This is a genomic window from Citrobacter sp. C6_1, assembly GCF_014596835.2.
Lineage (GTDB): Bacteria > Pseudomonadota > Gammaproteobacteria > Enterobacterales > Enterobacteriaceae > Citrobacter > Citrobacter pasteurii.
This window is the reverse complement of sequence record NZ_CP115031.1, coordinates 4,326,103-4,348,070: the sequence shown is the minus strand read 5'-3', so window position 1 is coordinate 4,348,070 and position 21,968 is coordinate 4,326,103. Positions and strand designations below refer to the sequence as shown.

20 protein-coding genes are annotated in these 21,968 nt (G+C 53.0%); 14 read left to right on the top strand and 6 right to left on the bottom strand.

The genetic code is table 11. The features are described from left to right. Positions 1 to 355 precede the first annotated feature (355 nt). From yjbE to psiE, 5 genes are all read left to right on the top strand, one after another. Entirely contained in the window at positions 356 to 598 is a 243-nt protein-coding gene (gene yjbE / locus IB196_RS20805) for an exopolysaccharide production protein YjbE (protein WP_040229828.1), read from the top strand. 119 nt (positions 599 to 717) lie between these two features. Beyond that, positions 718 to 1,356 (top strand): YjbF family lipoprotein, encoded by a 639-nt coding sequence (locus IB196_RS20800; RefSeq protein WP_188232233.1) that lies wholly within the window; start codon positions 718 to 720, stop codon positions 1,354 to 1,356. Further along, entirely contained in the window at positions 1,353 to 2,090 is a 738-nt protein-coding gene (locus IB196_RS20795; protein ID WP_040229825.1) for a capsule biosynthesis GfcC D2 domain-containing protein, read from the top strand. The genes IB196_RS20800 and IB196_RS20795 overlap by 4 nt, the downstream gene beginning before the upstream one ends. Further along, positions 2,090 to 4,186, top strand: coding sequence for a YjbH domain-containing protein (locus IB196_RS20790; protein WP_188232234.1), 2,097 nt, complete (start codon positions 2,090 to 2,092; stop codon positions 4,184 to 4,186). Before IB196_RS20795 ends, IB196_RS20790 begins: the two co-directional genes overlap by 1 nt. Before the next feature lie 174 nt (positions 4,187 to 4,360). Continuing rightward, a complete protein-coding gene (gene psiE, locus IB196_RS20785; protein WP_003031674.1) occupies positions 4,361 to 4,771 on the top strand; it encodes a phosphate-starvation-inducible protein PsiE in 411 nt (136 codons plus the stop codon). Positions 4,772 to 4,817: 46 nt separating this feature from the next. On the opposite strand, the gene xylE is transcribed toward psiE, so the two are convergent. From xylE to malE, 4 genes are all read right to left on the bottom strand, one after another. Further along, complete coding sequence (xylE, locus tag IB196_RS20780; protein WP_040229820.1) at positions 4,818 to 6,293, bottom strand: D-xylose transporter XylE; 1,476 nt, start codon at positions 6,291 to 6,293, stop codon at positions 4,818 to 4,820. A gap of 323 nt (positions 6,294 to 6,616) precedes the next feature. Then, positions 6,617 to 7,507, bottom strand: coding sequence for a maltose ABC transporter permease MalG (gene malG / locus IB196_RS20775; RefSeq protein ID WP_005132680.1), 891 nt, complete (start codon positions 7,505 to 7,507; stop codon positions 6,617 to 6,619). A 14-nt stretch (positions 7,508 to 7,521) separates the two neighbouring features. Beyond that, on the bottom strand, positions 7,522 to 9,066 hold the full coding sequence (malF, locus tag IB196_RS20770; RefSeq protein WP_005132677.1) for a maltose ABC transporter permease MalF: 1,545 nt from the start codon (positions 9,064 to 9,066) through the stop codon (positions 7,522 to 7,524). Between the two features lie 131 nt (positions 9,067 to 9,197). Then, on the bottom strand, positions 9,198 to 10,388 hold the full coding sequence (malE, locus tag IB196_RS20765) for a maltose/maltodextrin ABC transporter substrate-binding protein MalE (protein ID WP_003031680.1): 1,191 nt from the start codon (positions 10,386 to 10,388) through the stop codon (positions 9,198 to 9,200). Positions 10,389 to 10,749: 361 nt separating this feature from the next. On the opposite strand from malE, the gene malK reads away from it, so the two are divergent. The 5 genes from malK (at position 10,750) to ubiA (ending at position 15,918) form a co-directional block, all read left to right on the top strand. Next, positions 10,750 to 11,859 carry a maltose/maltodextrin ABC transporter ATP-binding protein MalK gene (malK, locus tag IB196_RS20760; RefSeq protein WP_005132674.1) on the top strand — a complete coding sequence of 370 codons (1,110 nt, stop codon included), beginning with the start codon at positions 10,750 to 10,752 and terminating at the stop codon, positions 11,857 to 11,859. Positions 11,860 to 11,937: 78 nt separating this feature from the next. Then, positions 11,938 to 13,293 (top strand): maltoporin, encoded by a 1,356-nt coding sequence (locus IB196_RS20755; protein WP_005132671.1) that lies wholly within the window; start codon positions 11,938 to 11,940, stop codon positions 13,291 to 13,293. 113 nt (positions 13,294 to 13,406) lie between these two features. Then, positions 13,407 to 14,354: a maltose operon protein MalM gene (gene malM / locus IB196_RS20750; protein ID WP_005132669.1), complete on the top strand. Its 948-nt coding sequence runs from the start codon at positions 13,407 to 13,409 to the stop codon at positions 14,352 to 14,354. Between the two features lie 180 nt (positions 14,355 to 14,534). Beyond that, positions 14,535 to 15,032 carry a chorismate lyase gene (ubiC, locus tag IB196_RS20745; protein WP_005132668.1) on the top strand — a complete coding sequence of 166 codons (498 nt, stop codon included), beginning with the start codon at positions 14,535 to 14,537 and terminating at the stop codon, positions 15,030 to 15,032. Positions 15,033 to 15,045: 13 nt separating this feature from the next. Next, on the top strand, positions 15,046 to 15,918 hold the full coding sequence (gene ubiA, locus IB196_RS20740) for a 4-hydroxybenzoate octaprenyltransferase (protein ID WP_005132667.1): 873 nt from the start codon (positions 15,046 to 15,048) through the stop codon (positions 15,916 to 15,918). Between the two features lie 54 nt (positions 15,919 to 15,972). On the opposite strand, the gene plsB is transcribed toward ubiA, so the two are convergent. Next, a complete protein-coding gene (gene plsB / locus IB196_RS20735) occupies positions 15,973 to 18,393 on the bottom strand; it encodes a glycerol-3-phosphate 1-O-acyltransferase PlsB (RefSeq protein ID WP_188232235.1) in 2,421 nt (806 codons plus the stop codon). A gap of 171 nt (positions 18,394 to 18,564) precedes the next feature. Between plsB and IB196_RS20730 the strand changes: the two genes are divergently transcribed. The 4 genes from IB196_RS20730 to IB196_RS20715 all read left to right on the top strand — a co-directional run bounded on the left by IB196_RS20730 (position 18,565) and on the right by IB196_RS20715 (position 21,387). Continuing rightward, entirely contained in the window at positions 18,565 to 18,933 is a 369-nt protein-coding gene (locus IB196_RS20730; RefSeq protein WP_005132664.1) for a diacylglycerol kinase, read from the top strand. Between the two features lie 109 nt (positions 18,934 to 19,042). Then, complete coding sequence (gene lexA / locus IB196_RS20725; RefSeq protein ID WP_003826596.1) at positions 19,043 to 19,651, top strand: transcriptional repressor LexA; 609 nt, start codon at positions 19,043 to 19,045, stop codon at positions 19,649 to 19,651. Positions 19,652 to 19,721: 70 nt separating this feature from the next. Further along, the gene (gene dinF / locus IB196_RS20720) at positions 19,722 to 21,041 is read left to right on the top strand and encodes an MATE family efflux transporter DinF (protein ID WP_188232236.1); all 1,320 of its coding nucleotides are present in this window, start codon (positions 19,722 to 19,724) and stop codon (positions 21,039 to 21,041) included. Between the two features lie 136 nt (positions 21,042 to 21,177). Beyond that, entirely contained in the window at positions 21,178 to 21,387 is a 210-nt protein-coding gene (locus IB196_RS20715) for a CsbD family protein (RefSeq protein ID WP_005132658.1), read from the top strand. Positions 21,388 to 21,431: 44 nt separating this feature from the next. Here the strand turns inward: IB196_RS20715 and zur are convergent, their stop codons facing one another. Further along, entirely contained in the window at positions 21,432 to 21,950 is a 519-nt protein-coding gene (gene zur / locus IB196_RS20710; protein WP_188232237.1) for a zinc uptake transcriptional repressor Zur, read from the bottom strand. Positions 21,951 to 21,968: the final 18 nt, after the last annotated feature.

Below are 21,968 nucleotides of genomic sequence, written 5' to 3'. Positions count from 1 at the left end.
TCCGGCATTAATGAAATAAAAAAGCCGATATTAATATCGGCTTTTTTATAAGAATGCTCCAGGATATCTGCGTCTTTGCTTCATTTCTTAATTGAGCTTAATCCTAAAATAATTCATTCAACGTTGTCCTGTCTCTGATGTTTTCAGATTTACCGGATATTGCATTTTTTATTTATATATTTTAACTGATTGATTATTTTAATTTTATTATCAAATTCTAATTATTTTCTCTCTTGTTATCTAATTATCCTAAATTCCCCTGTGGCGTAATTTGCACACTTTGGCTTGTGTATACTCGATCTCGCCCGAAATTCTTTTGGGTAAATCTCCATTCATGCAATGAAGGGAATTTGTGATGAAAAAAGTTGTGTATGGCCTGTGGGCTATATCTGCGCTTGCGGCGACGTCTGTCTATGCCGCCCCCGTTCAGGTGGGGGAGGCTGCAGGGTCGGCTGCCGCGTCGGTTTCGGCGGGAAGTTCCTCCGCGACCAGCGTGAGCACCGTAAGTTCTGCGGTGGGGGTTGCCCTGGCGGCAACCGGTGGCGGTGATGGTTCTAATACCGGAACCACCACCACGACAACCACCAGTACCCAGTAATAAAGGTACGTTTAATTCTAACCACACTTCGGTGTGGTTATTTTGGAATTGCCAAAAGTCTGTGGGATTTGTAGGCCGGGTAAGCGTCGCGCCACCCGGCAATAATGCGGAGAAACGTCGTGAAGCGACCAGCGCTCATAATGGTTTGCCTGCTACTACAGGCGTGCTCAGCCACCACCGAAGGGTTGGGGCATTCGCTGTGGGATAGCGTATTTGGTACTCCCGGCGTACAGATGACGGATGATGAAATCCAAAATATGCCTTACGCCAGCCAGTATATGCAGCTCAACGGCGGTCCCCAGCTGTTTGTGGTACTCGCGTTCGCGGAAAACGGACAGCAGAAATGGGTGACTCAGGATCGGGCCATTCTTGTCACGCAGCATGGGCGCATTGTGAAAACACAGCTCGACGGAGACAACCTCATCGAGGTGAATAATCTGGCTGCCGACCCGCTTAGTAAGCCCAATCAGATAGTCGATGGCGCAACGTGGTCTCGCACGATGAGCTGGACCGAGCATCAGCAGGTACGCTATGCCACCGCCCGCTCGGTTTTCACATGGGATGGTGCTGACACCATCAAGGTCGGCAGCGATGAAACGCCGGTACGGATCCTCGATGAAGACGTCACCACCGATCAAACGCGCTGGCATAACCGCTACTGGGTAGACAGTGACGGCATGATTCGCCGGTCAGAACAGTATCTTGGCGCAGGTTTCTTCCCGGTGAAAACCACGCTGATTAAGGCGGCAAAACCATGATGAAACAAATGATTACCGCGCTGACATTCAGCCTGTGCACGGCATCTGTTTTTGCTGCGGGCAGTGTAAAAGTGATCACGACAGGCAGCACCGAAGCAAAAACGTTGACCGGCGCGGAGCATTTGGTCGATCTGGTGGGTCAACCGAAGCTGGCGAATAGCTGGTGGCCAGGTGCGGTGATTGGCGAAGAGCAGGCAACGGCTGAGGCACAACGTCAACAGCAGGCATTACTGGCGCGCCTGGCGGCGCTGAGCGCTGAAGAAAGTGGTAACGATGCCGCGGCTATCAACGCGTTACGCCAGCAAATTCAGGCGCTGAAGGTGACCGGCAGACAGACGATTAATCTTGACCCGGATGTGGTGCGTGTCAGCGAGCGAGGCAACCCGCCATTGCAGGGCAATTACACGCTGTGGGTTGGGCCGCAGCCCACGGATATCACGCTGCTGGGTTTGCTAAGCCACCCGGGTAAGCAGCCGTTTATACCCGGACGTGATGTTGCCAGCTATCTCGATGGGCAGCGTCGGCTCAGCGGCGCGGATCGTAGCTACGCCTGGATTGTCTATCCCGACGGACGCACACAAAAAGTAGCGGTCGCCTACTGGAACAAACGTCACATTGAGCCGATGCCCGGCAGCATCATTTTTGTCGGGCTGTCGGACTCTGTCTGGAGCAGCACCCCGGATGAAATCAATGCCGACATTCTTCGCACCCTGACCCAGCGGATACCCGAATAATGAGAAAAACTTATCTGCTCAGCCTGTTGGCGCTGGGTATCAGCGCGGTCTGTCACGGTGAAACTTATCCTGCGCCGATTGGTCCTTCCCAGTCTGATTTTGGCGGCGTAGGGCTGCTGCAAACCCCAACCGCACGTATGGCCCGTGAAGGCGAAATGAGCCTCAACTACCGCGATAACGATCAGTACCGCTACTACTCCGCGTCGGTGCAACTGTTCCCGTGGCTGGAAACGACCCTGCGCTATACCGATGTGCGCACCAAAAAATACAGCAGCGTGGAGTCGTTTTCAGGCGATCAGACATACAAGGATAAGGCGTTCGACCTGAAGCTGCGATTGTGGGAAGAGAGCTACTGGATGCCGCAGGTGGCGGTGGGCGCGCGCGATATTGGCGGAACGGGCCTGTTCGATGCGGAGTATATTGTGGCGAACAAAGCCTGGGGACCGTTTGATTTCTCACTCGGTCTCGGTTGGGGATACCTCGGGACCAGCGGCAACGTCAGCAATCCGTTTTGCTCATACAGTGATAAATTCTGTCATCGCGATAACAGTTACAAGCAGGCGGGTTCCATTGACGGCAGCCAGATGTTCCACGGCCCGGCGTCGCTGTTTGGCGGCGTGGAATATCAGACACCCTGGCAGCCGCTGCGTCTGAAACTGGAGTATGAGGGTAATAATTACCAGCAGGATTTTGCGGGCAAGCTGGATCAGAAGAGCAAGTTTAACGTCGGCGCTATTTATCGCGTCACCGATTGGGCCGACGTTAACCTCAGCTATGAGCGCGGCAACACCTTTATGTTTGGGGTCACGCTGCGGACTAACTTTAACGATCTGCGACCACACTATAACGACAACGCCCGCCCGAAATATCAGCCACAGCCGCAGGATGCCATCCTGCAACATTCGGTGGTGGCGAATCAGCTAACGCTGCTGAAATACAATGCAGGGCTGGCGGATCCTAAAATCCAGGTGCAGGGCGATACGCTGTATGTGACCGGCGAACAGGTGAAATACCGTGATTCGCGTGAAGGGATCGAACGTGCGAACCGGATCGTGATGAACGATCTTCCCGACGGGATCCGCACGATCCGTATTACGGAAAATCGCCTTAACTTGCCGCAGGTGACGACCGAAACAGAAGTTTCCAGCCTCAAGCGCCATCTGGAAGGCGAGCCGTTGGGCCATGAGACTCAACTGGCGCAAAAACGCGTGGAGCCGGTGGTGCCGAAAACCACCGAGCAGGGCTGGTATATCGACAAATCACGTTTCGATTTTCACATCGATCCGGTACTTAACCAGTCGGTGGGCGGCCCGGAAAATTTCTATATGTATCAACTGGGCGTGATGGGCACGGCGGATCTGTGGGTTACCGATCATCTGCTGACTACCGGTAGCCTGTTTGCCAATCTCGCCAATAACTACGACAAGTTTAACTACACTAACCCACCGCAGGATTCGCATTTGCCACGCGTGCGTACCCATGTGCGTGAGTATGTACAGAACGACGTCTACGTGAATAACCTGCAGGCCAATTACTTCCAGTCTCTCGGTAACGGATTCTACGGACAGGTTTACGGCGGTTATCTGGAAACCATGTACGGTGGGGCGGGCGCGGAAATATTGTACCGTCCATTGGACAGCAACTGGGCGTTTGGCGTTGACGCCAACTACGTGAAACAGCGTGACTGGCGTAGCGCGCAGGACATGATGAAATTCACCGACTACAGCGTGAAGACCGGGCATTTGACCGCGTACTGGAATCCTTCGTTTGCCCAGGATGTTCTGGTGAAAGCCAGCGTGGGGCAATATCTGGCGGGGGACAAGGGCGGCACACTGGAAATTGCGAAACGCTTCGATAGCGGCGTGGTTGTTGGCGGTTATGCGACCATCACGAATGCATCGCCGGACGAGTACGGAGAGGGGGATTTCACCAAAGGGGTGTACGTTTCCGTGCCGCTGGATCTTTTCTCCTCTGGTCCAACCCGCAGTCGTGCGGCGATAGGCTGGACACCGTTAACGCGTGATGGTGGTCAGCAGCTTGGGCGTAAGTTTGGTTTGTACGATATGACCAGCGACCGGAGCGAGAACTTCCGTTAATGTGAAGGTTGATCGCCCGGTGGAGCTACGCTTACCGGGCCTACGGTAGGTCGGATAAGGCAAAACCGGCATCCGGCAAGAACCGTTGTGCGAACAAAATATAAACAAAAATGTAGATCTCTGTCACATTTTTGCGTTATACAGGAACCTCGCCACTGAGTAAGAGGTGCTGTTATGACGTCGCTATCTCGTCCCCGCGTGGAGTTTATCTCCACCATCTTGCAGACCGTGCTGAATCTGGGGCTGCTGAGTCTGGGCCTGATCCTGGTCGTATTCCTCGGGAAAGAAACGCTGCATCTGGCAGATGTGCTGTTCGCGCCGGAACAAACCAGCAAATATGAGCTGGTGGAAGGGCTGGTGGTTTACTTCCTGTACTTTGAATTTATCGCGCTGATTGTGAAGTACTTTCAGTCAGGGTTTCACTTTCCGCTGCGCTACTTTGTCTATATCGGGATCACGGCGATTGTGCGGTTGATCATTGTCGATCATAAAGCACCCATGGATGTGTTGATCTATTCCGCGGCGATCCTGCTGCTGGTGATCACCCTGTGGCTGTGTAATTCCAAACGGCTGAAGCGAGAGTAAAAAAACAACACGCCGCAATCGGGCTGCGGCGTGTTGCTGCTCAGGGTTACTGCGCAGAGGCAGGCTTCGCTTTCTCTGCTGCGGGCTCCCACAGTTCTTCAAGTTCTTCCAGCGTTTTGCCCTTGGTTTCCGGTACGAACTTCCACATGAATAGCGCCGCCAGGATGCCCATACAACCGTAGATCCAGTAGGAGAAACCGTTGTGGAAATGGGAAACCAGCCAGGAGTTTTTGTCCATCATCGGGAAGGTCCAGGAGACGAAGTAGTTCGCCAGCCACTGGGCCGCAACCGCAATGGCGAGCGCTTTACCGCGAATCGCATTGGGGAAGATTTCTGCCAGCAACACCCAACAAACCGGTCCCCAGGACATGGCGAATGCCGCAACGTAAAATAGCATCGACAGCAGCGCCACCAGGCCGGAAGCCTGCGTGTAAAACGCGGTACCGAGGCTGAACATCCCAATTGCCATGCCGAGTGCGCCAATGATCTGCAGCGGTTTGCGACCAAATTTGTCTACCGTCATGATAGCCAGCACGGTGAAGCTCAGGTTGATTACGCCGACAATGATGGTCTGCAATAGCGCCACATCGGTACTGGCTCCAAGCGTTTTGAAGACTTCTGGTGCGTAGTACAGCACGACATTGATGCCGACAAATTGCTGGAAGATAGATAACATCACGCCAATAACGATCACGCCTGCACCAAACATCAACAGACGCCCACCGGTTTTGCGACCATGCTCGAGTGACTGATTAATCTCCTGCATGGCCTGAGTGGCGAGTGTGCTACCCATAATCTTGCGCAGAATACTTTCTGCCTGTTCATGTCTGCCGCGCGCCATCAGCCAACGTGGGCTTTCTGGTACGGTATACAGCAGCAGTAAAAACAGTAGGGCGGGGATACTTTCGGAGGCGAACATATATCGCCAGCCATCGGTATTCAGCCAGTTGGCATCGCCAGAACGGGCAATAAAATAGTTAACGCAGTACACCAGCAACTGGCCAAAAATAATCGCGAATTGGTTAAAGGAAACCAGTTTTCCACGAATATGTGCCGGAGCCAGCTCAGCAATATACATAGGTGAAAGCATGGAAGCTAAACCTACGCCAATACCACCGATGATGCGATAAATAACGAATTCGGGGACGTACCCTGCTAAATAAACAGGCACAGCATTATCGGGGTTAATGGTGGTAAAACCTAATTCTGGCCATGCGGATCCGATGCCGGAAATAAAAAATAACAGCGCAGCGATTTTCAGCGAATCCCGGCGACCAAAGCGGTTACTGCAATAGCCGCCCAGCGCACCGCCGATGATGCAGCCAATCAGCGCACTGGCAACACAGAAACCCAACAGCGAGTTAGCGGCGGATTCACTTAAGTGTTGTGGCGCGACAAATACGGTATTTAAGGATTCTACCGTTCCGGATATGACAGCAGTGTCGTAACCGAATAATAGTCCTCCTAAAGTTGCAACTAATGTAATCGAAAAAATATAACTGGAATTATATTGAGTGTTCATTCAGACCTGCCTTAGAGGGTACAGCTCTTTTGATCAGTGCCGTGATGGTGAATTTAACAGGCAGGGAAGACAATTATCATTTTTTACATTGCAATTACGTTTTGTCTTTTCTGTGATCTTAATTCCGTTTAATTGGTTTATTTTCAGGTGAAAAATAGAATTGCAGTGATGGGGAGCACGAAAGGAAATAATCGTAAACGTAATGCAAAATAACATAAAAAATGGCGCTCCGTAGAGCGCCGAATAACAGTCACAGGTTGGGATAACATAAGTTGAGGGTTGCAGTGGCATTGCCCGTTGCCGGGCGTTTACTTCGGTAAAACTTAACCTTTCACACCACCCGCCGTCAGGCCGTTGACCAGCCAGCGCTGCGCCAGCAGGAATACCAGCGTGATCGGAATAGCTGAAAGTACAGCTGCGGCGGCAAAGTCGCCCCACAAATAGTTCTGTGGATTGAGGTACTGCTGCATACCTACCGCAAGGGTGTAGCTGTTCACATCACGCAGCAGCAGTGACGCGACCGGGACTTCGGTAATAGCGGCAATGAACGACAGAATAAACACCACCGCCAGAATCGGAACGGAAAGTGGCAGCAGCACCAGGCGGAAGGCCTGCCACGGGGTCGCGCCGTCCAGCGAGGCCGCTTCTTCCAGCGAACCGTCGATGGTTTCGAAATAGCCTTTAATCGTCCACACATGCAGCGCAATACCGCCAAGATAGGCGAAGATCACGCCACCGTGAGTGTTCAGACCAATAAACGGAATGTACTGGCCCAGGCGGTCAAACAAGGCATATAACGCGACCAGAGACAGCACCGCTGGGAACATCTGGAAAATCAGCATCCCTTTAAGCAGGGTTGCTTTGCCGGGGAAGCGCATACGGGCAAAGGCGTAAGCACAGGTGGTGGAAAGCGTCACAATACCGATCGCGGTAATGGTGGCCACTTTCACTGAGTTCCACAGCCACAGCAGTACCGGGAACGGCGGCGGCGTCACACGGCCATCTGCGTGCTCAACGCTAAAGCCCAGCGCCAGTTTCCAGTGTTCCCAGGAGATGTTTTCCGGGATCAGGCTACCGGTGGCGAAGTTACCTTCGCGCAGCGAGATAGCGATAACCATCAGCAGCGGGAACATGATCGCTGCGATGAAAATCAGCAACAGCAGGTGCGTTGTTAAGAGACGCAGTTTCTGAGATTTGGGTTGTACCATAGCCATGTTCGTTGTCTCCCTTAATCAAACTTCATTCGTGTGGCTTTCAGGTTAACAATCGCCAGCGCACCCACCAGCAGGAAGATCAGCGTGGCAATCGCTGCTGCCAGACCGAAGTCCTGACCGCCGCCGCCTTCGAAAGCGATACGGTAGGTGTAGCTCACAAGCAGGTCGGTATAGCCTGCAGGCGTGGTGGTGCCAAGACGGTCCGGGCCACCGTTGGTCAACAGTTGAATCAGCACGAAGTTGTTAAAGTTAAAGGCGAAGCTGGCAATCATCAGCGGCGTCAGCGGCTTAATCAGCAGCGGTAGCGTAATCTTAAAGAAGTTCTGGAACGGGCCTGCGCCGTCCATTGCCGAGGCTTCATACAGGTCGTCAGGAATCGCTTTCAGCAGACCCATGCACAGGATCATCATGTACGGATAGCCCAGCCAGGTATTGACGATAATAATCATTGAACGCGCGGTGGTGGGGTCGCTGAACCAGGCCGGTTTGATACCGAACAGTGCGCTCAGCATCATGTTGATTTCACCAAAACTCTGGTTGAACAGCCCTTTGAAAATCAGAATCGAGATAAACGACGGCACGGCATACGGCAGAATCAGCAGCACACGGTAAACCGCTTTGCCTTTGAGAGACTCCCACTGTACGAGACAAGCCAGCACCATCCCGACGGCCACGGTGAGGATCACGGTCAGAACGGAGAAGACCACCGTCCAGACAAAGATGGCGAAAAACGGTTTCTGGATACCTTCGTCGGTAAACACGCGGGTGAAGTTATCCCAGCCGATGGTCACGGTATAGCCAGGGCTTAACTTTTCTGTACCCCAACTCCCGTCGGCATTAATCGCCTGGTAATAACCAATGTCGCTGTTTGGACGGTATTTTACGCCGCTCTGGTTGTTGGTGAGCGTGCCGTCGTCAGCGAGAGTATAGAGCGGTTGCGTGCCGGAGAACTGGCGCAACGAGCTCATGATCACTTTGCTTTCATCCGGCAGGATGGCGGTCAGTTGGTTCAGCGCCTGGCGATTCTGCGTGATGATACGCAGCGTTCCACGTTCGCCCGCTGGCAAGGCATCCGTTTCTTTTAGTTGCAGTTTTTGTTCTCCGCCAAATTTAAAGGCGTCGGAAACATAATTCTTGCCGGTTTCACCGTCGGTGAGAGCCAGTTGCCACTCCGTACCCGCCGGATACAGACCAAAGTTGTAGGTTTTACCTGCCTGATAAGAACGATCCATCAGGACTTCCTGAGCACGTTCAAAGGTCAGTTGGTTGGTGCTGCTGTAGTTGGTAAAGGCAATCGCGATGGTGCAAACCAATGGAAACAGAACAAACAGCCCCATACCGGCGACGCCAGGATAAACATAACGCCAGGCATAGGTTTTACGGTTAGCGAAAATATACAGGCCAGCAGAGCTTAAAATCAGCGTCATGATGGCAAACAGGTACTCCCCCTGAGCGTACATCAAAACAACAAGGTAACCGACCAGCAGCCCAAGCAGACCCATCACTGACCATTTCAGTGTGTCGCTTTGCCACCAGTGTTTCTTTTTAATGACATCCATGGGGTTCAATCCTCAACAACAATGAAAACCTGTTGGTCAGCGTGCCTGATGGCGCTGCGCTTATCAGGCCTACGGTAAGTTGTAGGCCGGATAAGGCATTGATGCCGCCATCCGGCACGTGCGCTACAGCACTACTTGGTGATACGACCTTGTGCATCTTTCAGTGCGGCATCGACGGTCTGACGACCGCTGGCTGCGTTGATCACTGCGGTACGAACGGCGTACCAGAATGCTGACATCTGCGGTATGTTCGGCATGATTTCGCCTTTCTGGGCGTTATCCATGGTGGCAGCGATGCGTGGATCTTTTGCTAATTGATCCTGGAAGGATTTCAGCGCAACGGCACCCAGCGGTTTGTCCTTGTTTACTTCATCCAGACCCTGATCGGTCAGCAGGTAGTTTTCGAGGAACTCTTTCGCCAGTTCTTTGTTCGGGCTGGCGGCGTTAATACCGGCGCTCAGCACGCCAACAAACGGTTTAGACGCTTTACCTTTGAAGGTTGGCAGCAGCGTTACGCCGTAGTTGATTTTGCTCTTGTCGATGTTCGACCATGCCCACGGGCCATTAATGGTCATCGCGGTATCGCCTTTGTTAAAGGCCGCTTCAGCGATGGAATAGTCGGTATCCGCGTTCATGTGTTTGTTCTTGATCAGATCAACCAGGAAGGTCAGACCGGCTTTCGCGCCAGCGTTATCCACGCCGACGTCTTTCACATCGTACTTGCCGTTTTCAAACTTGAATGCGTAACCACCGTCGGCAGCAATCAGCGGCCAGGTGAAGTACGGTTCTTGCAGGTTGAACATCAGTGCAGATTTGCCTTTTGCCTTCAGCTCTTTATCCAACGCCGGGATTTCTTCCCAGGTTTTTGGCGGGTTCGGAACGAGGTCTTTGTTATAAATCAACGACAGCGCTTCAACCGCGATTGGGTAGGCAATCAGCTTGCCGTTATAGCGTACGGCATCCCAGGTGAACGGATAGAGTTTGTCCTGGAACGCTTTGTCCGGGGTGATTTCGGCCAGCAGGCCAGACTGTGCGTAACCACCAAAACGGTCATGCGCCCAGAAGATAATGTCCGGGCCATCACCGGTCGCGGCAACCTGCGGGAATTTTTCTTCCAGCTTGTCAGGGTGCTCAATGGTAACTTTGATACCCGTGTCTTTCTCGAATTTTTTGCCCACTTCAGCGAGGCCGTTGTAGCCTTTATCGCCGTTAATCCAGATAACCAGCTTACCTTCTTCAATCTTGGCGAGAGCCGAGGCGGAGAACATCATCGTCGTCAATGCGGACAATGCGAGGATGCGTGCGCCAGTTTTGATTTTCATAGTTCCCATCCTGTTTGGTGATTTTGCAGAGGTGGCTTAACGGTGACTAGTTTCTTTATACGACAACCTCTTTCCATCCTCCTTACCCCTACGCCCCACCCGTTCTTTATGTGATCTGTGTTACATAAATGTGAGTAATGCGTACTGGCGCACATAAAAACCCACTGATTTTTGCAAGCGACATCACGAAATTCCTCCACGGCGTACAGCCAGGGTCTCAGACGCTGCTCTCTCATCCTCCCGCCTCCTCCCCCATAAAAAAGCTGGGGGGTGGAGGATTCACGCCGTTAAGGGATAACGCATAGTCAATCCATCAATGAATGTTGCTGTCGATGACAGGTTGTAACGAAGGGAGAAGGGCATGGCGAGCGTACAGCTGCGAAATGTAACGAAAGCCTGGGGTGACGTGGTGGTATCGAAAGATATCAATCTCGACATTCACGAAGGGGAATTCGTGGTGTTTGTCGGACCGTCAGGCTGTGGTAAGTCAACCTTGCTGCGTATGATCGCCGGACTTGAAACCATCACCAGTGGTGATTTGTTCATCGGGGAGACCCGGATGAATGACATTCCACCTGCCGAACGTGGCGTGGGGATGGTCTTCCAGTCCTATGCGCTGTATCCCCATTTGTCCGTCGCCGAAAACATGTCATTCGGCCTCAAACTCGCTGGCGCGAAAAAAGAGGTGATGAATCAGCGTGTTAATCAGGTCGCGGAAGTGCTGCAACTGGCCCATCTGCTGGAGCGCAAACCCAAAGCGCTCTCTGGTGGACAACGTCAGCGTGTGGCGATTGGCCGTACGTTGGTTGCAGAGCCGCGTGTCTTTCTGTTGGACGAACCGCTGTCAAACCTCGATGCTGCACTGCGCGTCCAGATGCGCATTGAAATCTCCCGCCTGCATAAGCGTCTTGGCCGCACGATGATTTACGTCACCCACGATCAGGTCGAAGCGATGACCCTGGCCGACAAAATTGTGGTGCTGGATGCCGGCCGCGTCGCGCAGGTCGGTAAACCCCTGGAGCTGTACCACTACCCGGCTGACCGCTTTGTTGCCGGGTTTATTGGTTCGCCAAAGATGAACTTCCTGCCGGTGAAAGTGACGGCAACGGCGATCGATCAGGTTCAGGTTGAGCTACCTAACCGCCAGCAAATATGGCTACCAGTGGAAAGCCGTGCGGTGCAGGTCGGTGCCAATATGTCTTTAGGTATTCGCCCGGAACATCTGCTGCCCAGCGATATTGCTGATGTCACCCTCGAAGGTGAAGTACAGGTAGTCGAGCAGTTGGGTCACGAAACACAAATCCATATCCAGATCCCCGCCATCCGTCAGAACCTGGTTTACCGCCAGAACGACGTGGTGTTGGTAGAAGAGGGTGCCACATTCGCTATCGGCCTGCCGCCAGAGCGTTGCCATCTGTTCCGTGAGGATGGCACTGCATGTCGTCGGTTGCACCAGGAGCCGGGCGTTTAAGGTATCCCATTAAAAAAAAGCGCAAAACCGTCAAGGTGAAGCGTTTAAAGAAAAGCAATGATCTCAGGAGATAGAACGATGATTACTCTGCGCAAGCTCCCTCTGGCGGTTGCTGTGGCGGCAGGCATTATGTCTGTTCAGGCAATGGCTGTCGATTTCCATGGTTATGCTCGTTCCGGTATCGGCTGGACAGGTAGTGGCGGCGAACAACAATGTTTCCAGGCAACCGGTGCCCAAAGTAAATACCGTCTCGGTAACGAATGTGAAACCTATGCCGAAATTAAGCTGGGCCAGGAAGTGTGGAAAGAAGGCGATAAGAGCTTCTACTTCGACACTAACGTTGCCTATTCCGTCGCACAGCAGAATGACTGGGAAGGGACTGACCCGGCCTTCCGTGAAGCCAACGTGCAGGGTAAAAACCTGATTGAATGGCTGCCAGGCTCCACTATCTGGGCCGGTAAGCGCTTCTATCAGCGTCATGACGTTCACATGATCGACTTCTACTACTGGGATATTTCAGGTCCTGGTGCTGGTATTGAAAACATCGATCTGGGCTTCGGTAAACTGTCTCTGGCCGCGAGCCGTTCACAGGAAGCGGGTGGTTCATACGCTTTCAGTAGCCAGAATATCTATGATCGTACCAAAGACACCGCCAACGACGTATTTGACGTTCGTTTAGCGCAGTTGGCAACTAACCCGGATGGGATGTTGGAACTGGGCGTTGACTATGGCCGTGCGAATACCACCGATGATTACCACCTGGCAGACGGCGCATCTAAAGACGGCTGGATGTTCACCGCTGAACATACCCAGAGCATGCTGAAGGGCTACAACAAGTTTGTTGTTCAGTACGCGACAGATTCTATGACCACTCAGGGTAAAGGTCTGAACCAAGGGTCTTACGGTTCATCCTCCATCACCGTTACTAACCCAGACGGTAGTAAAACGAATTACGCCAATAACGTTATTAATAACAACGGTAGCCTGTTCCGCGTACTTGACCACGGTGCAATCTCCCTGGGCGACAAATGGGATCTGATGTACGTCGGTATGTACCAGAACCTCGATATGGATAACGACCTGGGGACCGAATGGTACACCGTCGGTATTCGTCCGATGTACAAATGGACACCGATCATGAGCACCCTGCTGGAAGTCGGTTACGACAACGTCAAATCTCAGCAGACCAGCGATCGCAACAGCCAATACAAAATCACCCTGGCGCAACAGTGGCAGGCGGGTGACAGCATCTGGTCCCGCCCGGCAATTCGTGTCTTTGCAACCTATGCCAAATGGGATGAAGAGTGGGGCTACGTTAAAAATGGTAACGACGTAACCAAATACGCCGCTGCAACGAACTCTGGTATCAGCACAACCAGCCGTGGCGACAGCGATGAGTGGTCCTTCGGTGCCCAGATGGAAATCTGGTGGTAATTCAGCACTAACCTGACGTAAAGACCGAAAGAGGGGCGCCAGCCCCTCTTGATTACGGTTTAGCGCGCTATTGCCTGGCCACCGCTGAACCCATGCTATCTGAGGTGATAACAATGAAAATGAAGAAAAGTCTCGTTGCCCTTTGTTTATCTGCAGGGTTATTTGCCAGCGCGCCTGGCATCAGCCTGGCCGATGTAAATATTGTTCCGCAGAACACCACCGCGGCTCCAACTATCCCCACTGCTGCGCTACAACAGTTAACCTGGACGCCGGTTGATCAATCCAAAACCCAGGCGACACAGCTAGCGACAGCGGGTCAGCGTCTGGATGTTGCTGGTATTACTGGCCCAGTTGCTGCGTACAGCGTACCCGCAAATATTGGTGAGTTAACCCTGACGCTGACCAGTGAAGTCAACAAACAAACCAGTGTATTTGCGCCAAACGTCTTAATTCTTGACCAAAACATGACGCCATCTGCGTTCTTCCCCAGCAGCTATTTCACCTACCAGGAGCCCGGCGTGATGAGTGCCGATCGTTTGGAAGGGGTAATGCGTCTGACGCCAGCGCTGGGCCAGCAAAAACTTTATGTTCTGGTCTTTACCACAGATAAAGATCTCCAGCAGACCACGACCCTGCTTGACCCGGCAAAAGCCTATGCCAAGGGTGTAGGCAACGCTGTTCCGGATATTCCTGACCCGATCGCCCGTCATACCACCGACGGTCTGCTGAAACTGAAAGTCAAAACCAGCTCCTCCTCCAGCGTGCTGGTCGGGCCGCTGTTTGGCTCATCCGGCCCTGGCCCTGTCACGGTGGGTAATACCGCAGCGCCTGCGGTGGCCTATGCGGCTCCGGCTGCCGCGGTAGCCGCACCGGCACCGCAACCAGTGAAGAAAAGCGAGCCGATGTTAAATGACACGGAAAGTTATTTTAACCAGGGCATTAAGGATGCCGTGGCGAAAGGCGATGTCGATAAAGCGCTGAAGCTGCTTGATGAAGCTGAACGTCTGGGATCCAAATCTGCCCGTTCCACCTTTATCAGCAGTGTAAAAGGCAAGGGGTAACCATCTCCCCACATTGTTGATTTTGCAACAACTGGTGCGTCTCCTGGCGCACCTTTTTTTATCCTTCGATGCTACTTGTTACACTTATGTTGCCCTACCGATCACTTAATCGTGTTTGCTCACCCCGCAAAGCCTTTTCTGCGATACAATGCCTTCAGGTTATGAATCGGAGAGTAAGGCATGCCACACCCCGCGTTAACGCAACTGCGTGCTCTGCGTTATTTTGATGCGATCCCGTCGCTTGACCCCCAATTGCTCGACTGGTTGTTACTGGAAGATTCCATGACCAAACGTTTTGAGCAGCAGGGAAAACAGGTCACCGTAACATTGATACGAGAAGGATTCGTTGGGCAAAATGAGGTCACTGAAGAGTTGACGTTGCTGCCGGCAGAATCCCGCTATTGGTTGCGGGAAATCCTGTTATGCGCGGATGGTGAGCCGTGGCTTGCCGGTCGGACTGTCGTGCCGGAATCCACCTTGTGCGGCCCCGAACTGGCTTTACAAAATTTGGGGAAAACCCCGCTCGGGCGCTATTTGTTTACATCATCGACATTGACCCGCGATTTTATTGAGATTGGCCGCGATGCAGCGTTGTGGGGACGTCGTTCCCGCCTGCGGCTGAGCGGTAAGCCGCTGATGCTTACCGAGCTTTTTTTGCCTGCATCGCCGTTGTACTGAGAGGAAGATAAAGATGGAGTGGAGTCTGACGCAGAATAAGCTGCTGGCGTTTCACCGCTTGATGCGTACGGATAAGCCAATCGGTGCCTTACTACTGCTCTGGCCTACGCTGTGGGCGCTGTGGGTAGCGACCCCCGGCGTACCGCAATTGTGGATACTGGCGGTGTTTGTCGCCGGTGTGTGGCTGATGCGCGCTGCCGGATGCGTGGTGAATGATTATGCCGACAGGAAATTTGACGGACACGTCAAACGGACCGCAAACCGGCCGCTACCGAGCGGTGCAGTCACGGAGAAAGAGGCCCGAACACTGTTTGTTGTGCTGGTGTTGCTCGCCTTCCTGTTGGTTCTGACTCTTAACACGATGACGATTTTGTTGTCCGTTGCCGCGTTAGCACTGGCGTGGGTTTATCCCTTCATGAAACGCTATACGCACCTGCCGCAGGTGGTGCTGGGGGCGGCGTTTGGCTGGTCTATTCCCATGGCGTTTGCCGCCGTGAGTGAGTCTGTACCACTGAGCTGTTGGCTGATGTTCCTCGCCAACATTCTCTGGGCGGTGGCCTATGACACCCAGTATGCGATGGTCGATCGTGATGACGATCTGAAGATTGGCATTAAATCGACCGCCATTCTGTTTGGTCAGAACGACAAGCTGATTATTGGCATTCTGCAGGTTGGTGTGCTGGCGCTGATGGCGATGGTGGGCTGGTTAAACGGGTTGGGGCTGGGCTATTACTGGTCACTGCTGGTGGCGGGCGCGCTGTTTGTGTATCAGCAGAAACTGATTGTCGATCGTGAACGGGATGCCTGCTTTAAAGCGTTTATGAACAATAACTATGTGGGGCTGGTGCTGTTCTTAGGGCTGGCGATGAGCTACTGGCACCTTTGAGTTTGGCTTAGCCTGCACAATAAAAACCGGTCATTTCGACCGGTTTTTTTATGCTTACTCGCCCTGCGTTGCGCTTTCGATGGTCAGACGCACATCGGATGTGACCAGCTCGGCCAGCATCTGATAGATCTTCATCGTTTCTTCCGGTTCGGCATCACCGGTATCGCTGATGTAGCCCTCGTCACGCAGCGTCAGCACCAGGGAGCTGAACACAGCTTTATCGAAGAACTCAGGCGCGTTGATACCGTGCAGCACGGAAAGACGTTGTGCCACGGTGCGGCTCTCTTTCTCCAGGGTACTGCGGTTGATGGACGGGTTCGCACTCAGCAGCCAGAAGGTAATGGCATAGCGCTGTAGCGTTTCACGCGCGCCCGCAGCCAACAGCTGCAGCGTGCGAGAATGAACCGGGTTGATATGCAGCTCATCGTTCTGCAGGGTTATCAGACCCTGACGCTGCATTTCGTTGGCCAGCTCGTCAATTACCCCGGCAAGCTCATCACGCTCCCAACGCAGGAACAGCTCTGCTTTCAGCATCGGGTACAGCGCTTCAATATGCTGCTGCAATGCGGCGCGTGAAATCCGGCGGTGCTGAGTCACAATCGCGGCCATCAACGAAGGCAGAACCAGCATGTGCGCAATGTTGTTGCGGTAGTAGGTCATCAGTACCGCCTGCTCGCGCGGCAGAATAATGATGTCACCGATCGTGTCTTTCTCAACCTCAAACTTGTTCATCTGCAAGGCGTGGTCGATAAGTTCACTGGCGCTTTGTGTCGGCACTGTCGTATCCGAAGCATACGGCACATTGCGCAACAGGCTCAGGTAGCAATCGAGCTGTTCGGTTAGCTGCTCGCGCGTCAGAGAACGCTGACGGGAAGCCAGTAACGCGGTACAACACAGGTTCATGGCGTTGGCCGCGCCCGCGTTGTTAATGCGTACCATCAGGTCGGCAGCAATGTTATTCACTGTCGGCGTCAGCCAGGCCGGGCGAATAGACTCGATAGGATCGATAGATTCGCGCCACTCCGGCACATGCTGATTCAGGTAGGTCATCAATGGCATAGGTTCGCCAAAGTTAACGTAGCCCTGACCCAGATTACGTAGCTTGCTCAAACCGCGCAGCATTTGCGGCAGGCTCTCTTTCTCTTTGGTCGCGCCACGCAGCTCTTTTGCGTAAGTTCCCACTTCCATCACATGCTCGTAGCCGATGTAGATAGGCACCAGTGTAATGGGACGCGTACCGCCGCGCAGCATCGCCTGGATGGTCATCGACAGCGTGCCGGTTTTCGGGTCAAGCAGACGGCCGGTACGTGAGCGGCCACCTTCGACAAAGTATTCAACCGAGTAACCACGGCTGAACAACTCGCCCAGGTATTCGCGGAATACGGTGGAATAGAGCTTATTGCCTTTAAACGTACGACGAATAAAGAATGCGCCCAGACGGCGGAAAATCGGACCTGCCGGCCAGAAATTCAGGTTGATCCCTGCCGCGATATGCGGTGGAACCAGCCCCTGATGGTACAGAACATACGACAGCAGCATGTAGTCCATATGACTGCGGTGGCACGGCACATAGACGATTTCATGTCCGTCGTGCGCCAGTTGGCGTACGCGCTCGGCATTGTGAACGTTAATTCCCTGGTACAGCCGGTTCCAGGTAAAGCCCAGGATACGGTCCGTCAGGCGGATCATCTCATAGGAGAAATTCGCGGCAATCTCTTCCATCAATGCGATAGCGTTTTGCTGCGCCTTTTCATGGGAGATTTTTTTGCTACGTGCTTCATCTTCCACCGCGCGTGCGATGGCTTTTGAGGCCAGCAGTTTATTAAACAGATCCTGGCGGGCAGGAAGGCGAGGGCCAACCGCCGCTAAGCGCTGGCGGGCAAAGTGCATACGCGCCACGCGTGCCAGTTTCTGCGCGATAGTTTTATCTGTGCCGTGTTCGTCTGCCATGCGGCGCAGGGAGACCGAAGGCGAGAAGCGGACAAAACTGTCGCGACCCAGCCAGGACACCGCAAAGAATTTCTGTACACCGTTCAGCATACGCAGCGGCGGATTGACCTCGCCTTTCTCGCGCCCTGGAGCACGCCCAAACATCACCGACACCGGCACCATCTGTACATCCAGATCGGGGTTGCTGCGATGCAGATCGAGATAGTTATGGAACAGCTTGATGGACTCTTCTTTTGGCGTGTAATAGGTGAATACACGCGGGCCGCCGTGTATAAACACGTAGCGCGGCAGCAAAGTCCCATCTATCTCCAGCGGTTCCAGGGGGTCAGGGAGGTCGTGCACCAGACATTGGGCACGCAGCGTCAGCAAGTCTGCTTTTGAGTTGTACGGTAAGACGTACATAATGGGACGAGAGGTATCGAGTCCCAATTCCGGGGCGGGTTCCGCCGGGATAGACTTGCTTTTTACCAGGATGCTTAATGGTAAATTCAGTAATTTGTAGTAAATTCGTGGCCAGCCGGACATAAACGATGTAAAGCCTCTGGTTAATAATGCAAATGCGCTGCAAGGATATCAGAAAGTTTAGTGAATTTCTGTGGTATCCCGTCATACTTCGCGCAGCTTTGCTTATGCCCTGAAATAAACAGGGTAACGATACAATAATACTCACGCTAATTATGTAAAAAGGTTCTTTTGATGGCCAATAATACCACTGGATTTACTCGGATTATCAAAGCAGCAGGCTATTCCTGGCAAGGTTTCCGCGCCGCATGGATCAATGAGGCGGCATTCCGTCAGGAAAGCGTTGCCGTACTGTTGGGGGTAGCCATCGCCTGCTGGCTGGACGTTGACGCGATTACCCGCGTACTGCTGATTGGTTCGGTGATGCTGGTGATGATCGTTGAAATTCTGAATAGCGCCATTGAGGCGGTCGTCGACCGAATTGGTTCGGAGTATCACGAGCTTTCTGGCCGGGCGAAAGATATGGGATCGGCTGCAGTATTGCTTTCTATTTTTGTCGCTCTGATCACCTGGGGCATCCTGTTGTGGTCGCATTTGCGATAAAGGTTCCACAACTTCATAAATCTCCTGTTTTTTGTGCAGTTTGCGGTTCCAAATTCGCCTTTAGCTGTATATACTCACAGCATAACTGTATATACACCCAGGGGGCGGAATGAAAGCGTTAACGGCCAGGCAGCAAGAGGTGTTTGATCTCATTAGAGATCACATCAGCCAGACAGGTATGCCACCGACGCGTGCGGAGATCGCGCAGCGTTTGGGGTTCCGTTCCCCAAACGCGGCTGAAGAACACCTGAAAGCACTGGCGCGTAAAGGTGTACTGGAAATCGTTTCTGGCGCATCGCGTGGTATTCGCCTGCTGCAGGAAGAAGAGGAAGGTTTACCGCTTGTTGGTCGTGTCGCGGCCGGTGAGCCACTTCTGGCACAGCAGCACATCGAAGGCCATTACCAGGTTGACCCATCACTGTTCAAACCGAACGCCGATTTTCTGCTGCGCGTCAGCGGTATGTCGATGAAAGATATCGGGATTATGGATGGCGATTTACTGGCTGTGCATAAAACGCAGGACGTGCGTAACGGCCAGGTTGTTGTTGCCCGTATTGATGATGAAGTCACTGTTAAGCGCCTGAAAAAGCAGGGCAACAAGGTTGAACTTCTGCCGGAAAACAGTGAATTTAAACCTATCGTTGTCGATCTGCGCGAGCAAAACTTCACCATTGAAGGGTTGGCGGTAGGCGTGATTCGTAACGGTGAATGGCTGTAATCATGTATTAATACTGTGGCGCATTCTGCGCCACAGTTAGTTTTCACTTCTTTTCATCAGGCTTTCCTGTATGCCTTTCTTTACCTCCTCTGATAAAGCACTTTGGCACCTTGCCTTACCGATGATTTTCTCCAACATCACTGTTCCACTGCTGGGACTGGTGGATACGGCGGTGATTGGTCATCTGGATAGCCCGGTCTACCTTGGTGGCGTTGCCGTTGGCGCAACAGCGACCAGTTTTCTCTTTATGCTGCTGCTTTTTTTGCGTATGAGTACCACTGGTCTGACAGCCCAGGCGTTCGGTGCGAAAAATCCGCAGGCACTGGCGCGCGCGCTGGTTCAGCCGCTGATGCTGGCGCTGGGAGCGGGGCTGCTTATCGCACTGTTTCGCGCACCGGTTATCAGCCTGGCGTTGCATATCGTGGGAGGTAGCGAAGCGGTGCTGGAGCAGGCCCGAAGGTTCCTGGAAATCCGCTGGTTAAGCGCGCCCGCCTCACTGGCCAATCTGGTGTTGCTCGGCTGGTTGCTTGGCGTTCAATATGCGCGTGCGCCGGTTATCCTGCTGATTGTCGGCAATGTGCTTAACATCATGCTCGATTTGTGGCTGGTGATGGGCCTGCATATGAACGTACAGGGCGCGGCGCTGGCGACGGTGATTGCCGAATATGCCACTTTGCTGATCGGTCTGATGATGGTACGTAAGGTCCTGCATATGCGCGGAATTTCGCTGGCAATGCTGAAGCAGGCGTGGCGTGGCAACTTCCGCCGTTTACTGGCGCTTAACCGTGACATCATGCTGCGCTCGCTGTTGTTGCAGCTCTGTTTTGGTGCGATTACGGTGCTGGGGGCGCGTCTCGGGGGCGATATTATTGCAGTCAACGCCGTTCTGATGATTCTGTTGACGTTCACCGCCTATGCGCTGGACGGATTTGCCTATGCCGTGGAAGCCCATTCTGGTCAGGCTTATGGCGCGCGGGATGGCAGTCAACTGCTGGACGTCTGGCGGGCGGCGTGTCGGCAGTCGGGAATTGTGGCGATCCTTTTTTCGCTGGTCTATGCCCTGTTCGGCGAGCACATCATTGTATCGTTGACTTCCCTGCCACAGATTCAGCAGTTAGCCGATCGTTACCTCATCTGGCAGGTGGTGTTACCGCTGGTGGGGGTGTGGTGTTATCTGCTGGACGGGATGTTTATTGGCGCGACGCGGGCTGCAGAAATGCGCAACAGTATGGCCGTTGCCGCAGTGGGATTCACCTTAACGCTCCTGACTTTGCCGTGGCTCGGAAATCATGGTTTGTGGCTGGCGTTAACCGTTTTTCTCGCGCTGCGCGGGCTATCGCTGGCCTTTATCTGGCGGCGTCACTGGCGTAATGGTACCTGGTTTGCCTGAAAGGAATGGTTAAAAATTCCGAATAGTAAATAAAGCTCAGAATCACTGACTACACTTATTCTCACGTCCAGAGAAAACAGCATGTGTCTGGACATGGCACTCGCGCTATTCACAACCTAACGATGAGGACTTGATGATGAATAAAGACGAAGTCAGCGGTAACTGGAAACAGTTCAAAGGTAAAGTGAAAGAGCAATGGGGCAAACTGACCGATGATGATATGACGGTCATTGAAGGTAAACGCGACCAGCTGGTAGGTAAAGTCCAGGAACGATACGGGTACGCGAAAGATCAGGCGGAGAAAGAAGTTAAAGATTGGGAAAAACGCAACGATTACCGCTGGTAATTAACCCCTCCCTCCTGAGAGTACAAGGACGTACGCTCTTTTATTTACCGCCCGACTTTCTTTTTCACCTGAATTGTATGGTCATGCTGGCATTCGCCAGGATGGCGGCATGATTCAACTTCCACACATGCCTGACACAGGCCGTGGGCTTCAATCACATTATGGCGCAGAGCAAATCCCATTTTAGCTGCCAGCGTATGCATAATATCTTCCACGCCTTCCGCACACTCTTCTTTTACCACGCCACAGCGGTCACAAATAAACATTGCCGAGCTATGGGTTGGCTGATCGAACAGATGGCAAAGGACATAGCTGTTGGTGGATTCCACCTTATGCACAAACCCTTGTTCCAGCAGAAAATCGAGCGCACGATACACGGTAGGGGGTTTGGCCTGCGGCTCGGTTTCCCGCAGCAGATCAAGCAGGTCATAGGCGCTGATCGCACCTTCCTGCAGGCTCATCAGGCGCAGCACTTCGAGGCGTTGTGGCGTTAGCCGCACGTTACGTTGCACACAGAGTTTTTCAGCTTGAGCCAATAACTCCTGCGTGGTGGTTTTGTCCATTTGGCGCCTCGATTTGCG

Coding starts and splice junctions, on each gene's coding strand:
- IB196_RS20715 (WP_005132658.1), top strand. CDS start 21,178: ATGAATAAAGACGAAGTCAGCGGTAACTGGAAACAGTTCAAAGGTAAA.
- dinF (WP_188232236.1), top strand. CDS start 19,722: ATGCCTTTCTTTACCTCCTCTGATAAAGCACTTTGGCACCTTGCCTTA.
- IB196_RS20790 (WP_188232234.1), top strand. CDS start 2,090: ATGAGAAAAACTTATCTGCTCAGCCTGTTGGCGCTGGGTATCAGCGCG.
- malK (WP_005132674.1), top strand. CDS start 10,750: ATGGCGAGCGTACAGCTGCGAAATGTAACGAAAGCCTGGGGTGACGTG.
- malG (WP_005132680.1), bottom strand. CDS start 7,507: ATGGCTATGGTACAACCCAAATCTCAGAAACTGCGTCTCTTAACAACG.
- IB196_RS20755 (WP_005132671.1), top strand. CDS start 11,938: ATGATTACTCTGCGCAAGCTCCCTCTGGCGGTTGCTGTGGCGGCAGGC.
- psiE (WP_003031674.1), top strand. CDS start 4,361: ATGACGTCGCTATCTCGTCCCCGCGTGGAGTTTATCTCCACCATCTTG.
- malE (WP_003031680.1), bottom strand. CDS start 10,388: ATGAAAATCAAAACTGGCGCACGCATCCTCGCATTGTCCGCATTGACG.
- ubiC (WP_005132668.1), top strand. CDS start 14,535: ATGCCACACCCCGCGTTAACGCAACTGCGTGCTCTGCGTTATTTTGAT.
- malM (WP_005132669.1), top strand. CDS start 13,407: ATGAAAATGAAGAAAAGTCTCGTTGCCCTTTGTTTATCTGCAGGGTTA.
- plsB (WP_188232235.1), bottom strand. CDS start 18,393: ATGTCCGGCTGGCCACGAATTTACTACAAATTACTGAATTTACCATTA.
- ubiA (WP_005132667.1), top strand. CDS start 15,046: ATGGAGTGGAGTCTGACGCAGAATAAGCTGCTGGCGTTTCACCGCTTG.
- lexA (WP_003826596.1), top strand. CDS start 19,043: ATGAAAGCGTTAACGGCCAGGCAGCAAGAGGTGTTTGATCTCATTAGA.
- yjbE (WP_040229828.1), top strand. CDS start 356: ATGAAAAAAGTTGTGTATGGCCTGTGGGCTATATCTGCGCTTGCGGCG.
- zur (WP_188232237.1), bottom strand. CDS start 21,950: ATGGACAAAACCACCACGCAGGAGTTATTGGCTCAAGCTGAAAAACTC.
- malF (WP_005132677.1), bottom strand. CDS start 9,066: ATGGATGTCATTAAAAAGAAACACTGGTGGCAAAGCGACACACTGAAA.
- IB196_RS20730 (WP_005132664.1), top strand. CDS start 18,565: ATGGCCAATAATACCACTGGATTTACTCGGATTATCAAAGCAGCAGGC.
- xylE (WP_040229820.1), bottom strand. CDS start 6,293: ATGAACACTCAATATAATTCCAGTTATATTTTTTCGATTACATTAGTT.
- IB196_RS20795 (WP_040229825.1), top strand. CDS start 1,353: ATGATGAAACAAATGATTACCGCGCTGACATTCAGCCTGTGCACGGCA.